The organism is Halarcobacter anaerophilus (assembly GCF_006459125.1).
In the GTDB taxonomy this organism is placed as follows: Bacteria; Campylobacterota; Campylobacteria; order Campylobacterales; family Arcobacteraceae; genus Halarcobacter; species Halarcobacter anaerophilus.
The window spans coordinates 3,002,589-3,016,922 of record NZ_CP041070.1 but is presented as its reverse complement, the minus strand read 5'-3'; the positions used below and the strand labels follow the sequence as shown (position 1 = coordinate 3,016,922).

Below are 14,334 nucleotides of genomic sequence, written 5' to 3'. Positions count from 1 at the left end.
TAAATACGCACTCTTTATATATAAATTGATAGATTATATCTAAATTAACATTAAAAGTTTTTCACAGGTGAATAAAAATTTTCTAATAGGTGAAAAACTTTTTGCTCTTAAGTGAATATTTATGAAACTTTTACCATTATTCAGTACTTTCATTATGTGAAAAGTTAAGATTACAGGGAATGTGAAAAGTTGAAAATATTAGGAATAGACCCGGGAACAAGAAATTGCGGATATGCAGTTATTGAAAAGACGGGAAATCATGTGAAATTAGTTGAAGCGGGTCTAATTAAAATAAGAACAAAAATACTTCAAGAGCAGATTGTAGAGATGACAGAAGGTCTTGATATGATTTTTAATAAGTATAAACTGGATGAAGTTGCCATTGAAGATATGTTTTATGCTTTTAATCCAAAAACGGTTATTAAATTAGCTCAATTTAGAGGAGCTATCTCACTAAAAGTTTTGCAAGAGTTTGGAAATTTTGCCGAATATACGCCTTTGCAGGTAAAACAGGCAGTTACTGGAAACGGTAAAGCTCAAAAAGAGCAAGTTGCTTTTATGGTAAAAAGATTACTAGGAATAAAAAAAGAGATAAAACCCCTTGATATAACCGATGCAATTGCGATTGCATTGACTCACAGCCAGAGATTAAAATGAAAAATTTGTCATTAATAATATTTTTGGCATTGATATGGGGAAGCAATTTTATTTATATGAAATTGGCAACTGAATATATTGATGCCGTGCAAGTAGTTTTTTATAGAGTTTTGTTTGGATTTATACCTGTTTTTATATATGCTTGGTATTTAAAAGCTTTGAAATGGGAACATTTAAAATATTCTTTTCATTTTTTCATTATGTCTTTGTTAGCAGCTGTGGTCTATTATTTTGGATATGTAAAAGGATGCGCACTGTTACTTTCAGGCGTTGCAGGAGTTTTAAGCGGTTCTATTCCTTTATTCTCTTTTTTGATTGCGGCGATTTTTTTAAAAGAAGAGAAGATTACGAAACTTGCAGTTTTAGGAGTCTTTATAGGTTTTTTAGGTGTAGTGATGATAAGCGGTATATTTTCTCAAGATATTACACATATAAACTATGAAGGTGCCGTTTCTATAATTTTAGGTTCATTAAGCGTGGGGTCTTCTTTTATTTATGCAAAAAAATTTATTATTCCTTTAAATATAAATGCTGCGGCACTTACTACTTATCAGTTGGGATTTGGATTATTAGTACTTCTTTTTATTACGGATTTTAACGGTATAAATAATATTTTTAGCGATACTCATACGGCACTTGGCTTAATAATAGGGTTGGGAGTTTTAGGTACGGGAGCGGCTTATATTATATACTATTATATAATTGATAAATTAGGAGCTTTAAAAGCCTCTTCTATTACTTATCTGCCGCCTGTAGTTGCACTTTTTATAGGTTTTTTTATTGTAAAAGAGGATATAAAATTTAGTGATTTAATAGCTATGTGTCTGATATTTTTAGGCGTATTTTTAATCAATAAAAGAAAAGTATAAGTTGGTTATAATTCGATCAGAAAAAATATAGGGAAAAAGATGAAAAGAATAGGAATATTGGCTTCGCACAACGGAAGCGGATTTGAAGCTATACAAAAAGCATGTGAACAAAAAATATTAAATGCGCAAGTTGTTCTTGTGATTTCAAATAATACAGATGCAAAAGTATTGCAAAAAGCCGCAAATAAGAATATTCCGAATTTTATTGTAAATGCAAAAAAATATCCCGATGAAAATTTAGATGAAAAAATTACGAATTTAATGTGTGAATTTAGAGTCGATTATATCTTTTTGTCAGGTTTTATGAAAAAGCTGGAGAAAAATTTAATAAAGAGTTTTAAAAACAGAATTATAAACTCACATCCTGCACTTTTGCCCAAATTCGGCGGTAAAGGAATGTATGGAACAAATGTCCACAAAGCGGTTATTAAAGCAAAAGAGAAAAGTTCTGGCTGTACTGTTCATTATGTAAACGAAAATTATGACGAGGGTGAATATATACTGCAAAAATCCTTTCTTTTAGATGAAAATGAAAGCGTGGAATCTTTGGAAAATAAAATAAAATCATTGGAAGCAACTACTATAGTCGAAGCTTTGAAAAAAGTGGTAAATAACTCTTAAGCTTATTGGTACCTAATAATTAATAGGATAGACTCTTAACATTCCAATTTGGAAAAATTATTAATTGTGAAAAAATATGTTTGAATCTATTCTTCAAAATCAACATTTCGTATTTATTTTTTTACTTATTGCACTAAGTCTGCTCTTTTTCGTAATCTCTAAAAGCAGTTATAATAAAAAACTGGAAAAAGAGGTAAACAAACAATTAAATGAATTAAGACAAAAAGACAAACTTCTAATAGCCCAGTCAAAACTTGCGGCAGTAGGTGAAACATTGGCTCATATAGCTCATCAGTGGAAACAACCTTTATCCCAAATAAATTCGGTTGTGGCAAATATCGAAGCAGATTTTGAAGATAAAAAACTAAATAGCAAAAGACTTGAAGAGCATCTAAACGAGATTGAAAAACTAACTTTTTATATGTCTGATACAATTGAGAGTTTTAACAACTATTTGCAGCCAAATGACGAAAAAGAGGTTTTTTCTATAAAAGAGGCTTTTGATAATGCTTTTGCTTTGGTTTATAAACTTTTTGAGTCAAAACAGATTGAGTGCAAATTTGAGATAAAAGAGGATTCCCAAGTTCTTGGAGTAAAAAAAGAGTTTGTTCAAGCAATATTAGTGATATTAAACAATGCAAAAGATGTATTAGTAGATAATAAAATCGAAAAACCCAAAATAAATATCTATATAGGAAGAGAAGAGAATAGAGTCTGTTTGGAAATAAGCGATAACGGCGGAGGAATACCACAAGAGTATTTTGAAAAGATATTTGATCCCTATTTTACTACAAAACCCCACTCTCAAGGAACAGGTCATGGACTTTGTATGGCAAAAATGATTGTTGAAAAAAGTATGCACGGCAAACTAAAAGTAAAAAACGAACTTTTTGGTGCAAAATTTTCTATAGAATTATCAAAGGAAGATAATGGATGATTTAACTCTTTTATATGCAGAAGATGAGATTGAAACCAGAGAGAATTACGGAAGATATTTAAAAAGGTATTTTAAAGAGATTTACCTAGTCTCAAACGGAAAAGAGGCAATTGAAATCTATAAAAAATATAAACCCGATATTATGCTTCTTGATATAAATATGCCTTGTTTAAACGGTTTGGAACTAACAAAACAGATAAGAGAAGAAGATAAACTCACAAGAATAATAATCCTAACGGCACATTTAGAACAAGATAAACTTCTTTTTGCAGCTGAATTAAATTTGACAAAATATCTTCCAAAACCAATCTCCAGAGGGAAATTAAAAGAGGCATTAAACGAAGCCGCCAAACAATATAAAGAGTTGAACAGCAAAAGTGAAAAAATAGTTTTAGAAAATGGATTATTTTGGGATAAAAGTGCAAAAAAACTTTTTGAAAATAAAAACGAAATAAAACTTACAAAACATGAAATACTTCTTTTTGAACTTCTTACTTCAAAAAAAGAGAAAATTTTTTCAAGTGATGAAATAGCACTCTATCTTTGGGATGATATTATAGATTTTGAAAACAGCTCAAAACTAAAAGATATAATAAAACGTCTAAGAAAAAAACTTCCAAAAGATACAATTAAAAATATTTACGGTGCAGGGTATAAAATTTTATAGATTAATTTTGATTTAATGATTAAAAAAAGAAGCCTATTTTAGACTTCTTTCATATTTGATAGAGGAAACTTTGTTTTTATCTAATTCTATAATTGTTATACTCTCTTCATCTTTTTTAGGGAAACTATTAGCTAGTTTTTCATCTCTTATAAGTCCGATAGAGTAATTGTATTTTTTAAATTTCGGAACCATAAACATATTTGTGACAAATCCCGGTGCAGCGCTTACGTCTGCTAAATATATTGCATTATTTGATTTTAAATAGTTTGGATTTGTTTCAAAAAAACTTTTTATTTCATTTCCTTTATCTTTAGAAAAAACAACAATCAGTTTTTTTATATTTTCATTTACTTGCAGTACTTTATCAAATTGATCGCTTACTTTTAAAGTAGATAAATCATCACCTACTTTTATAGTTGAGGCAAAGATAAAATTTACAAATAAAAATATTGATATTAAAATTTTCATATTTTCTCCTATTTAAAAGAGGTTAGTATATTACTAACCCTTTTATTAAGCCATAATTTCATCAATAGTAATGTAGTCACCGACTCTACCAGTCATTTGCTCAACGTCAGTATTAACTGGAAGTGTTTTTTTACCAGGAGTCCATCCAGCAGGACAAACCTCTCCTGTTTTACTTGCATGCTGCCAAGCTTTTACTTGTCTTAAAAACTCTTTTACGTTTCTTCCTACCATTGGAGCTTGTACCTCTTGTGCTACAACTACACCGTCTGGATTTATTAAAAATCTTCCTCTTAGTGCTTGCCCTTCTTCTTCTATCATTACTCCAAATGCTCTACTTACTTCTCCTGTACCGTCTGCACCTATTGTTAGTTTTAAATCTTTTAATAATGGCTCAGTCTCTACAAATCTTTTGTGAGAAAATTTTGTATCTGTTGATACTGCTAAAATCTCTACTCCTAACTCTTGAAACTCATCATATTTTGCATTCATTGCCGCAATCTCTGTTGGACAAACAAAGGTAAAATCTGCCGGATAAAAACAAACTACATGCCATTTACCTTTATAATCTTCACTGCTAACTTCTGTATAATGACCTGTTTTTGCATCATACGCATCCATTTTAAACTCAGGTACTTTTCTTAATACTAAACTTGAACTCATTTTTTCTTCCTTTTTTTCTATATTTTTTTTATTCTCTTCATTTGAAACTTTTGTCTCTTCTATTGCTTTTGCTCCTGTGTCGCATGCCATCTTTTTAACTCCTTATAAAAACTATCAAAGGATAATTTTTTTCCTTTAAGTTTTGAAAGTATACATTCTATATTCTTAGTCTAAACTTAAAAATTTATTATTTTTACTTATAAAACTTCTATAAATAGTTATTATAATAAAATGAATTTCATATAAAACTTCAGTTCTTAAAGGCTGTATATATGATAAACAGCTAAATTTTAAAAGAGATTTTTTTTGATACTTTTTTGCCCCTTTTGTTTTTTAAAATATTTGTATAGAAATTTTTTGACCTTATTTTAAAATTGAGGAAACAATTTAAAGGATGGATATGGAAAATTTGCAAAGAACAGCACTTTATGAAGAACAGATGAATATAAAATGCAAGATGGTTTCCTTTGCGGGATGGGAAATGCCTATACAGTTTGACGGTATTATTGCCGAACACGGTTTTTGTAGAAATGATGCGGCACTTTTCGATACTTCACATATGGGAGAGTTTTTCTTCAAAGGCAATATTAAAACTTCGGGTATAAACGAAGCAACTTCAATAAACATAGATACCCTTAAAACAGGTAAATGCAAATACGGTTTTTTATTAAATGAAAAAGGAGGAGTTATTGACGACCTTATTATTTATAGACTTAGTATTGATGAACTTATGATTGTAGTTAATGCCTCAAGAGCTGCAGTTGATTTTAAAACTATCACAAGCAGATTAAAAAGCGGAAGTTTGGATGATAGATCAAAAGAGGTTTCCAAACTTGATCTTCAAGGTCCAAACTCAAAAAAAATCTTGCAGAAATATTTTCTTGATGAAAATGTAAATTTAGATGATTTAGGTTTTTTCTCTTTTATAAAAACAAAAATTTTTGGTGAAAATTGTTTATTAAGTCGTACGGGTTATACGGGTGAACTTGGATTTGAATTATATATTGACGGAAAAACTGCCGTTAAAATCTGGAATGCTTTATTAAAAGAGGGTGTTAAACCGGCAGGACTTGGAGCAAGAGATGCTTTAAGATTGGAAATGGGTTACAGCCTTTACGGAAATGATTTAAATGAAGAGATAACACCCCTTGAAGCAAATCTTTCTATGTTTGTAAATTTAAATAGAGAGTTTGTAGGTTGCCAAGCTTTGAAAAAACAGAAAGAAGAGGGCTTAAAAAGAGTTTTAATTCCTTTTAAAACAACTTCAAGAAGAAGTGCAAGAAAAGATTTTGAAGCCTTTCAAGATGATAAAAAAATCGGTTTTGTAAGCTCTGCTGCATTCTCTCCTACTTTAAATGTGGGTATAGGTTTGCTTATGGTTGATTTTGAAACTTTTGATGAAAATAGAAGTTTTGAATTAAGAGATAAATCAAATAAAAACAGAGGATCAATAGAGGCAAACAAAGCTTCATTGCCTTTTATAAAAAAGTAAAAAATAAAATATAGGAGAATAGATATGAAAAAATTTAGCCAAGAGCATGAATGGATTGAAGTTAACGGTGAAGAGGGTGTTGTTGGTATATCTTCTTATGCAATCGAACAATTAGGTGATATTACATTTTTAGAATTGCCTGAAATCGACAGTGAGGTTAGTGCCGAAGATAGTGTTGCTTTTGTTGAATCGGTTAAAGCTGCAAGCGATATTTATACTCCTGTTTCAGGAAGAGTTATAGAAGTAAATGAGGCTTTACTCGGTACTCCCGAACTTTTAAATCAAGATGCAAATGAAAACTGGATTTATAAAATGATAATTTCAGATGAGAGTGAACTAGAGACTCTTATGGATGAAAAGATTTACAACGAATATACTGAATCATTATAGGAGCGAAGATGCCTTATACTCCCCATACACAAACAGAAATAAAACAGATGCTCGAAGTTATCGGTTTAGAAAAAGAGGAACAACTTTTTGATTCTGTTCCAAGCAGTCTTAAAATAGACTCACTTGATATAGAAAACGGTTTAGATGAGTTTACTACTTTTGAAAAGTTTAAAACCCTTGCTTCAAAAAATGTGACTGATAAAACAATTTTTTTAGGCGGCGGTTATTATGACCATATTGTTCCAAGTGCAGTTGATGCCCTAAGCGGCAGAGCAGAGTTTTACACGGCTTATACTCCATATCAAGCAGAAGCATCTCAAGGAACTTTGCAAGTATTATATGAATATCAAAGTTTAGTATGCAAACTAACGGGAATGGATGTTTCAAATGCTTCTATGTACGATGGTGCAACAGCCTTGGCAGAAGCTGCATTAATGGCAGTTAGAATCTCTAAAAAAAACAAAATTTTAATTGACGGCGGTGTGAATCCAACTTATATCAAAGTTGTTCAAACCTATTTAAGTTTTAGAGATATCAACGTTGAGATTATACCTTTAAGAGGTGACTGTAGTGATTTTGAAACCATTGAATCAAAAATTGATGAAAGCGTGGGCGGTTTTTTATTTCAAAATCCAAATTTCTTAGGTTCCCTAAACTCTTATGAAAAGATAATAGAAAAGGTGCATGAAAACAAAGCAATAGCAGTAATGTCGGTTTATGCAGTATCTTTAGGTGTTTTAAAAGATCCGTCTTCTATGGGTGTAGATATTGTAACGGCAGAGGGGCAGTGTTTGGGAAACTATCTTAGTTTCGGCGGTCCCTCTTTTGGACTTCTTGCTACCAAACAAAGCTTTATTAGGGATCTACCCGGAAGAATTATCGGTAAAACTTTAGATAAAGACGATAAAGAGATTTTTGTATTAACTATGCAAGCAAGAGAGCAGCATATTAGAAGACACAGAGCAACTTCAAATATCTGTTCAAACCAAAATCTATTGGCTTTAAGAAGTACGATTTTTTTATCTCTTTTAGGTAAAGAGGGTTTTGAAGAGCTTGCCTCTCTTTGTCACAGTAAAAGCGAATATCTAAAAAAGAAGTTAGCTTCTTTAAAAGATGTGGAGATTTTTAATAAAGGTGAAACCTTTAATGAGTTTGTTATTAAAACACCACTTAGTGCAACTAAACTTTTAGAAGAGATGAGTAAGAAAGGTTTTTATGCAGGTATAAATCTGGGTAAATTTTTTGAAACTTTTGAAAACGCAATTTTAGTAAGTGTAACGGAAAAAAGAACAAAAGAAGAGATGGATTCTTTTGTAGAAACTTTAGAGCAAATTTTAGGAGAGCAATTATGAGTAAAGTATTAACAATATTTGAAAAGAGCCAAGAAGGAAGAAAAGGTATTCTTTTGCCTAAATTAGATGTTCCTAAAAGTGAAATCAAAAAAGAGTTTAAAAGAGAAAAAAAAGCGGAACTTCCACAGCTTAGCGAGTTTGATGTGGTTAGACATTTTACGAATTTGTCTACTAAAAACTTTGCAATTGATAAAAACTTCTATCCTCTTGGTTCTTGTACCATGAAATATAATCCGAAAATAGCCGAAAAAGTAGCTAACTTGGAAGGGTTTACAAATATTCATCCCCATTTAGTTACAAATATGATGAGTGAAGAGGTACAAGGAGCCCTTGAAGTTATAGATATGCTGGAGCAGAAACTTTGCAAAATTACAGGAATGAGTGCTTTTACGACAACTCCCCAAGCAGGAGCCCACGGTGAAATGCTTGGAATTATGATGATTCATAAATACCATGAAAGCAAAGGAGACAAAAGAAAATATGTAATTGTTCCTGACTCTTCACATGGAACTAACCCTGCAACGGCAGCAATGGTAGGATATGAAGTTATTACTATTAAATCAGATGAAAACGGTGCTATGGATTTTGAAAGTTTTAAAGAAAAAATCTCTGATGAAGTAGCAGCTGTTATGCTTACGGTTCCAAATACTTTGGGTATTTATAATAAAAAGATAAAAGAGATTTGTACTTTGGCACATGAAAACGGTGCTATGATGTATTATGACGGGGCTAATATGAATGCAATTATGGGAGTTGCAAGACCAGGAGATATAGGTTTTGATGTTATGCATATAAATCTTCATAAAACTTTTGCCACACCACACGGAGGAGGGGGTCCAGGTTCGGGACCTGTTGGAGTAAATGAAAAATTAAAACCTTTTTTACCCGATCTTGGAGTAAAAAAAGTTAAGGGAAAATATGAGTTCTCAAACGGCGGAACAAATACAATAGGAAAAATCTCACCGTTTTTCGGAAATTATGCAATTTCACTTCGAGCTATTGTTTATATGACAATTCTAGGGGGAAACGGGATGAAAAATGCCAGCTCTAAAGCTGTGTTAAATGCAAACTATATAAGAGTGAGACTAAAAGATTATTTTGATATGCCTTATGATACTTTGTGTATGCATGAGTGTGTTTTTTCTGCCAAAACATTGGCAAAAGAGTATAAAGTCACGGCTATGGATATAGCAAAATATCTTCTTGATTTCGGTTTCCATTCTCCAACAGTCTATTTCCCTTTGATTGTAAAAGAAGCAATTATGATAGAACCCACGGAGACGGAAAATAAACAGACTATAGATAAATTTTGTGACACAATGATTGAAGCTGTTAAACTTGCCCGTAAAGATGCAGCTGCATTTAAAGAGTATCCAAAAACACTCGGAGTTTGCAGACCTGATGATACAAGAGCTATTAAAGAGCTTGATATTTGTTGCTCTTATTAAATGAGAATTAAAAGGATTAGAGATGACAATGCGTGAGACTATAAAAAACAGCGATAAGGGAAGAAAACCTCAATGGCTTAGAAAAAAGCTTCACTTCGGTGCTCAAAAAGAGATGGATCAACTTTTAAACAATGTTGGTATTCATACAATCTGCCAAGAGGCAAAGTGCCCTAATATCAGTGAATGTTTCTCTAAAAAGAATGCAACTTTTCTAATTTTGGGAAATATCTGTACAAGAAGATGCAGTTATTGTAATGTTGCTACAGGAAAACCTTTTGAAGTAAACAAAGAAGAGATAGAACAAGTAACAAAATCGGTTAGACTTTTGGGTTTAAAATATGTGGTAATAACAAGTCCGGCAAGAGATGATTTAAAAGACGGAGGAGCAAAACAGTTTTATGAGGTTACTCAAAATATATTAAAAGAGCTGCCTAATACAAAAGTCGAACTTCTGATTCCTGATTTTCAAGGAAGTTTGGACTCTTTAAAACTTGTGGCAAACAGCGGTGCCATAGTACTTGGGCATAATATGGAAATGGTTCCAAGTCTTTATAAAATAAGAAAAGCCGCAAACTATAAAAGATCTTTACAAGTTTTAAAAAAACTAAAAACTTTGGCTTCTAATAATGCAAAAACAAAAAGTGCAATTATGGCAGGTCTTGGAGAGACTGAAAGAGAGATGATAAAAGTTTTCAAAGATTTAAGAGAAGTAGGGTGTGATTATCTAAGTATCGGTCAATATTTGGCACCTTCAAATGAGTTTCAAAAAGTTGTCGAGTATGTTAGACCTTCACAATTTGAAAAGTATAAACAAATAGCTTTAGATTTGGGTTTTGAATATGTACATTCAAGTCCATATACAAGAAGTTCATATTTAGCCCATGAATATGTAGGAAAATAGGAGCGTAAGATGTATGATGTAGTTGTAATTGGAGCAGGACCAGCGGGATATGAGATAGCTTCACTTTTAGGTGAAGGTAAAAAATCCGTATGTTTGATAGAAAAAGATGAGGAACATTTAGGGGGAACTTGTTTAAACTGGGGATGTATTCCTGCAAAAAACTTTTTGGAAAGTGCAATATATGTAAAAAAAGGCGCATACTTTAAAGAGTGCGGAGTAGATTTTGCTTTTAACGCTTTTGATATAAAAAAGCTTGAAAATAATACTTGCAGACTAATTTGTGATACAAAAACGGGAATATTTAAAAAATTAAAAAAAGCCAAAGTAGAGATAAAATACGGCACGGCATCTTTTGTAGATGAAAACCTAATCAAAGTAAATGATGAGATTATAGAAGCTTCTGAATTTATAATTGCAAGCGGTTCAAATCATAAAGAACATCCTCTTATGAAAATAGATAAAGATAAAATTATCTCTTCAAAAGAGGTCTTTTCATTGGAAAAAATTCCAAAATCAATACTTATTGTAGGAGGCGGAGCTATCGGGTGTGAGTTTGCAACATTTTTCAATTCTCTTGGAGCAAAAACACATATAGCCGAGTTTACCTCTAAACTTCTTCCTATTGAAGATGATGATATAGGACGAACTGTAAAAAGAGAGTTTGAAAAAGCTGGTATAAAAGTTGATTTAAAAGCAAATATTACTAAATATGAGATTTCGGAAAAGAGTGTTAAAGTAACTCTTGACTTGGGTAAAAAAGAGCAGCTTTTAGAGTTTGAAAAAGTTTTAATCTCAATTGGGAGAGTTCCAAATAGTTCTAAATTGAATCTTGAAAAAGCAAATATAAAAAGTAACAAGGGTTTTATAGAAGTTGACAGAAATTTACAATCAATTAGCAATAAAAAAGTATATGCTATAGGAGATGTTATAAAATCACCCGCACTTGCCCATGTGGCATATTATGAGGCTAAAAGAGTTGCAAATAAGATATTAAGTCGTGAAGCTTTACCTCAAAAAGCAATTTTCCCTTCGGTTACCTTTTGTTCTCCTCAAGTAGCTTCTATAGGAGAGAGTGAAAACTCTTTAAAAGAACAAGGTATAAAATTTAAAACAAAAAAAGTCTTTTTTAAATCAAGTGCAAAAGCAAAAATAAAAGGTGATGACAGCGGATTTATAAAAATCATATATGATGAAGAGACTCAAGCTGTTTTAGCAGCTGCAATAATAGGAAATGAGGCAACGGAATTGATTCATCAGTTTTTAGTTGCAATAAATGCAAAACTTACTTTAGATGATTTATCTAAAATGATATTTGCCCATCCCACACTTAGCGAGTTAACTCTTGAAGCTTTAGCCTAAACTATGAGAGTTTAGGCAGATGCCATTTTTCATAATAAGCATGAAGTCTTAGAGCTATTCCAAAAGCAAAAGTTATTAGAAGGTTTATATAATTTATCCATTCAAGGCAATCTAAAATATAAATTATAAGTCCGATTATAATTGCTACGGCACCGTAAAAATCACTTACTAAAACTGCTGGAATTCTGTTTATTACTATATCTCTTAAGGTACCTCCTCCAACAGCGGTAAGCAGAGCTAAAAGCACTACTCCTACTACGTTAAAACCTACGTCATGGGCAATCATAGCTCCTGATATGGAAAAAGAGACTAAACCTATGGTATCTGTTAAAACAAAAGCTTTTTTACCTTCTAAATCGGTTATTTTATGAAGCTTGAATATTATTGACAATATAACGGTTATAATCACTAAAGTAAAAGGCAGGGTATCCGTAAAAATAAAAGGTTTTTGGTTTGCTATTATATCTCTTATTAAACCCCCTCCAAAGGCAGTTAAAAAAGCAGATATAAAGATACCTAAAATATCAAGCTTCATATGTACTGCAATTAGAAAACCGCTAACTGCGAAGGAGATAATTCCTATAATATCAGCAATCTCTAATGCGCTCATATTTTTTTAGTTTTCTAAATTGTCTTCTTGGGTATAAACACAAGATTCAAAAAGATATTTATGATCCTGCGGTAATGCTTCAAAAATTGCATTTGCCAAATCTCTAATCTCCCAAAGAGCTGATTTTGATGTTCTAAGTGAAATAAAATTTTGTAGACTTCTTGCGTTTATCGTCCAAGTAAGAGAGGTTTTATAACTTTCGGGAAGACAATATTTTGCCACATCGTTTCCGATTTTTGTTTGCAAAACTTCTCTTAGATTTTCTAAAGCTTTAATAGACATTTCATTTACCAAATCACTGCTTGTCATTACAAGATATTTTTCGGCTCTTTGTTTATCTTCTACGTTAAAAGCTTCTTCGTCTTTTAACTCTTTTAGCGTATATCTTGTAGATTTTACCGATAGACTTGCCATTCTGTGTCTTGCTAATTCTTGAAGTAAAGCTCTACTGATTCCGTCTATAAAAAAGGTATATGAGAGATGTTCGAGTGTTGAAGCATGTTTGAATTTATTTCCGACTCTATCAATCAACTCCAAATCTTTTGGACCTCCGCAGTCACTTTTATCGTAAGATTGCCAACAAGTTCTAATTGCATGGGCACAAACTTCCAGGGAGCTATGTTGCATAAGAGTTACAGTCATTTTCAAGCCTTAATTTTTATTGTGATTATACTTTATTCCTATATAAATACCTCTTAATTTTTAAAGTAAATTAGTGAGTAATTAGAGTAAATATATTTAAACCCTTTTCATAAGAGTATATAAGTTTGAATTTGTGTTTTGATACTACTTTGTTTACTATACTTAAGCCCAAACCAAAGCCGTCTCTTTGAGATAACTCTTGGGTAAAGGGTTTTAAATAGTATTCAAGTTCTTTTGAGAGTCTTTTGCCTTTGTTTATTACTTTAATTTCATTCTCTTTTACTTCAATCTTTATAGGCAGTCTTGAAGTATATTTTAAAGCGTTGTCTATTAGGTTTTTAAGTGCCATACTTAAATATTCCAAATCTGCATAAATTTTAAAATCTTGAAAAATTTTTAAATCAATTTTTGATTCATCATCCATATAGAGTCTGCTTAAAGATTCTACTATTAAAGTTTCGGCACTAAATGTAGAGTAGTCGAGTTTAGAGGAGTTTAATTTTTCTAATTGGATTAACTCATTTGTCAAACGTTCCAAATCCAAAAAAATCTTTTTCAATAACTCTTTATTTGAAGACTCTTCAAATTTTTCTATTACAAATTTACCCTTTGCAATGGGAGTTCTAAGTTCATGACCTATATCCCTTAAAAGTTCTTCTCTTGTTTTTATAAGTTCTTCTAGATTATCCGCCATAGAGTTAAAGGTTTTGGACAAAGAACCTATTTCGTCATTGGATTTGATATCTACTCTGCTTGAAAAGTTTCCTTTTGAAAAATCCTCCATATCTTTTGTAATCTTTTTTAACGGAGATAGAAGTTTTAGAATATATAAAAATATTATAACAAGGACGAAAATATCCAAAAAAACCAAGATATTAAGAGTTAGTTTTTCATTTAAATCCGTTTCATCTTTACTTTGAAGTATATACTCATCATTTAGATATTTTATATGAATAATAAACTCATCTTCAAAAGGTATCTGTAAAATCGTAATAGAACCGAAAGTGTGAGGTTTGTAGTAAATAGCTTCACTTTTTTTTGGTCTTTTTAAAAGCACTTTTAAGTCATGATTTTTTATTATAGCCTTTATATTCTCTTTATTATCGATATTTTGAAGAATCTCATTAGATACTTTTAGATATTTGTCTTTTACTAAATCTTTGATTCTTTGGGAGTTTATATTATCCATCCATAAACCAATTACAATCATTAATATAAGGCTTGTAACAAAAAGAATCGAAACTTTTCTTCTAATACTCAT

The 14,334-nt window shown here is 31.2% G+C and carries 16 protein-coding genes; 11 read left to right on the top strand and 5 right to left on the bottom strand.

Going from position 1 to position 14,334, the window contains the following annotated elements; genetic code table 11:
* The first annotated feature begins 189 nt into the window (after positions 1 to 189).
* The 5 genes from ruvC to AANAER_RS14895 all read left to right on the top strand — a co-directional run bounded on the left by ruvC (position 190) and on the right by AANAER_RS14895 (position 3,751).
* Positions 190 to 657, top strand: a complete 468-nt coding sequence (gene ruvC, locus AANAER_RS14915; RefSeq protein WP_129081240.1) for a crossover junction endodeoxyribonuclease RuvC — start codon at positions 190 to 192, stop codon at positions 655 to 657.
* Positions 654 to 1,526 carry a DMT family transporter gene (locus AANAER_RS14910; RefSeq protein WP_129081239.1) on the top strand — a complete coding sequence of 291 codons (873 nt, stop codon included), beginning with the start codon at positions 654 to 656 and terminating at the stop codon, positions 1,524 to 1,526. Before ruvC ends, AANAER_RS14910 begins: the two co-directional genes overlap by 4 nt.
* Before the next feature lie 39 nt (positions 1,527 to 1,565).
* Complete coding sequence (gene purN, locus AANAER_RS14905) at positions 1,566 to 2,147, top strand: phosphoribosylglycinamide formyltransferase (RefSeq protein ID WP_129081238.1); 582 nt, start codon at positions 1,566 to 1,568, stop codon at positions 2,145 to 2,147.
* Positions 2,148 to 2,223: 76 nt separating this feature from the next.
* Positions 2,224 to 3,084, top strand: a complete 861-nt coding sequence (locus tag AANAER_RS14900) for a sensor histidine kinase (protein WP_129081237.1) — start codon at positions 2,224 to 2,226, stop codon at positions 3,082 to 3,084.
* Positions 3,077 to 3,751, top strand: a complete 675-nt coding sequence (locus AANAER_RS14895) for a response regulator transcription factor (protein ID WP_129081236.1) — start codon at positions 3,077 to 3,079, stop codon at positions 3,749 to 3,751. The genes AANAER_RS14900 and AANAER_RS14895 overlap by 8 nt, the downstream gene beginning before the upstream one ends.
* A 33-nt stretch (positions 3,752 to 3,784) precedes the next feature.
* Here AANAER_RS14895 and AANAER_RS14890 read toward each other — a convergent pair whose 3' ends face one another.
* Both AANAER_RS14890 and AANAER_RS14885 read right to left on the bottom strand, forming a co-directional pair.
* Entirely contained in the window at positions 3,785 to 4,219 is a 435-nt protein-coding gene (locus AANAER_RS14890; protein WP_129081235.1) for a hypothetical protein, read from the bottom strand.
* Positions 4,220 to 4,264: 45 nt separating this feature from the next.
* Positions 4,265 to 4,837, bottom strand: a complete 573-nt coding sequence (locus tag AANAER_RS14885) for a peroxiredoxin (protein ID WP_407646604.1) — start codon at positions 4,835 to 4,837, stop codon at positions 4,265 to 4,267.
* Positions 4,838 to 5,279: 442 nt separating this feature from the next.
* On the opposite strand from AANAER_RS14885, the gene gcvT reads away from it, so the two are divergent.
* Genes gcvT through lpdA form a run of 6 tightly spaced genes read left to right on the top strand, consistent with a single transcriptional unit; the run spans position 5,280 to position 11,821 of the window.
* A complete protein-coding gene (gene gcvT, locus AANAER_RS14880; RefSeq protein WP_164969366.1) occupies positions 5,280 to 6,371 on the top strand; it encodes a glycine cleavage system aminomethyltransferase GcvT in 1,092 nt (363 codons plus the stop codon).
* Between the two features lie 24 nt (positions 6,372 to 6,395).
* Positions 6,396 to 6,761, top strand: a complete 366-nt coding sequence (gene gcvH / locus AANAER_RS14875; RefSeq protein WP_129082811.1) for a glycine cleavage system protein GcvH — start codon at positions 6,396 to 6,398, stop codon at positions 6,759 to 6,761.
* Positions 6,762 to 6,769: 8 nt separating this feature from the next.
* Positions 6,770 to 8,113: an aminomethyl-transferring glycine dehydrogenase subunit GcvPA gene (gene gcvPA / locus AANAER_RS14870; protein WP_129082812.1), complete on the top strand. Its 1,344-nt coding sequence runs from the start codon at positions 6,770 to 6,772 to the stop codon at positions 8,111 to 8,113.
* Complete coding sequence (gene gcvPB, locus AANAER_RS14865) at positions 8,110 to 9,561, top strand: aminomethyl-transferring glycine dehydrogenase subunit GcvPB (RefSeq protein WP_129082813.1); 1,452 nt, start codon at positions 8,110 to 8,112, stop codon at positions 9,559 to 9,561. The genes gcvPA and gcvPB overlap by 4 nt, the downstream gene beginning before the upstream one ends.
* A 22-nt stretch (positions 9,562 to 9,583) precedes the next feature.
* Positions 9,584 to 10,462: a lipoyl synthase gene (lipA, locus tag AANAER_RS14860; protein ID WP_228711177.1), complete on the top strand. Its 879-nt coding sequence runs from the start codon at positions 9,584 to 9,586 to the stop codon at positions 10,460 to 10,462.
* Positions 10,463 to 10,471: 9 nt separating this feature from the next.
* Positions 10,472 to 11,821 carry a dihydrolipoyl dehydrogenase gene (gene lpdA / locus AANAER_RS14855; RefSeq protein ID WP_129082814.1) on the top strand — a complete coding sequence of 450 codons (1,350 nt, stop codon included), beginning with the start codon at positions 10,472 to 10,474 and terminating at the stop codon, positions 11,819 to 11,821.
* Position 11,822: 1 nt separating this feature from the next.
* Here the strand turns inward: lpdA and AANAER_RS14850 are convergent, their stop codons facing one another.
* The 3 genes from AANAER_RS14850 to AANAER_RS14840 form a co-directional block, all read right to left on the bottom strand.
* Positions 11,823 to 12,431: a trimeric intracellular cation channel family protein gene (locus tag AANAER_RS14850; RefSeq protein ID WP_129082815.1), complete on the bottom strand. Its 609-nt coding sequence runs from the start codon at positions 12,429 to 12,431 to the stop codon at positions 11,823 to 11,825.
* Positions 12,432 to 12,437: 6 nt separating this feature from the next.
* Positions 12,438 to 13,073, bottom strand: coding sequence for an FAD-dependent thymidylate synthase (gene thyX, locus AANAER_RS14845; RefSeq protein WP_129082816.1), 636 nt, complete (start codon positions 13,071 to 13,073; stop codon positions 12,438 to 12,440).
* A gap of 70 nt (positions 13,074 to 13,143) precedes the next feature.
* Complete coding sequence (locus AANAER_RS14840; protein WP_129082817.1) at positions 13,144 to 14,334, bottom strand: ArsS family sensor histidine kinase; 1,191 nt, start codon at positions 14,332 to 14,334, stop codon at positions 13,144 to 13,146.

Excerpts from the sequence above, each read along its gene's own strand:
- AANAER_RS14910 (WP_129081239.1), top strand. The coding sequence starts at position 654 with ATGAAAAATTTGTCATTAATAATATTTTTGGCATTGATATGGGGAAGC.
- purN (WP_129081238.1), top strand. The coding sequence starts at position 1,566 with ATGAAAAGAATAGGAATATTGGCTTCGCACAACGGAAGCGGATTTGAA.
- AANAER_RS14900 (WP_129081237.1), top strand. The coding sequence starts at position 2,224 with ATGTTTGAATCTATTCTTCAAAATCAACATTTCGTATTTATTTTTTTA.
- AANAER_RS14895 (WP_129081236.1), top strand. The coding sequence starts at position 3,077 with ATGGATGATTTAACTCTTTTATATGCAGAAGATGAGATTGAAACCAGA.
- AANAER_RS14890 (WP_129081235.1), bottom strand. The coding sequence starts at position 4,219 with ATGAAAATTTTAATATCAATATTTTTATTTGTAAATTTTATCTTTGCC.
- AANAER_RS14885 (WP_407646604.1), bottom strand. The coding sequence starts at position 4,837 with ATGGATGCGTATGATGCAAAAACAGGTCATTATACAGAAGTTAGCAGT.
- gcvT (WP_164969366.1), top strand. The coding sequence starts at position 5,280 with ATGGAAAATTTGCAAAGAACAGCACTTTATGAAGAACAGATGAATATA.
- gcvH (WP_129082811.1), top strand. The coding sequence starts at position 6,396 with ATGAAAAAATTTAGCCAAGAGCATGAATGGATTGAAGTTAACGGTGAA.
- gcvPA (WP_129082812.1), top strand. The coding sequence starts at position 6,770 with ATGCCTTATACTCCCCATACACAAACAGAAATAAAACAGATGCTCGAA.
- gcvPB (WP_129082813.1), top strand. The coding sequence starts at position 8,110 with ATGAGTAAAGTATTAACAATATTTGAAAAGAGCCAAGAAGGAAGAAAA.
- lipA (WP_228711177.1), top strand. The coding sequence starts at position 9,584 with ATGACAATGCGTGAGACTATAAAAAACAGCGATAAGGGAAGAAAACCT.
- lpdA (WP_129082814.1), top strand. The coding sequence starts at position 10,472 with ATGTATGATGTAGTTGTAATTGGAGCAGGACCAGCGGGATATGAGATA.
- AANAER_RS14850 (WP_129082815.1), bottom strand. The coding sequence starts at position 12,431 with ATGAGCGCATTAGAGATTGCTGATATTATAGGAATTATCTCCTTCGCA.
- thyX (WP_129082816.1), bottom strand. The coding sequence starts at position 13,073 with ATGACTGTAACTCTTATGCAACATAGCTCCCTGGAAGTTTGTGCCCAT.
- AANAER_RS14840 (WP_129082817.1), bottom strand. The coding sequence starts at position 14,334 with ATGAGTATTAGAAGAAAAGTTTCGATTCTTTTTGTTACAAGCCTTATA.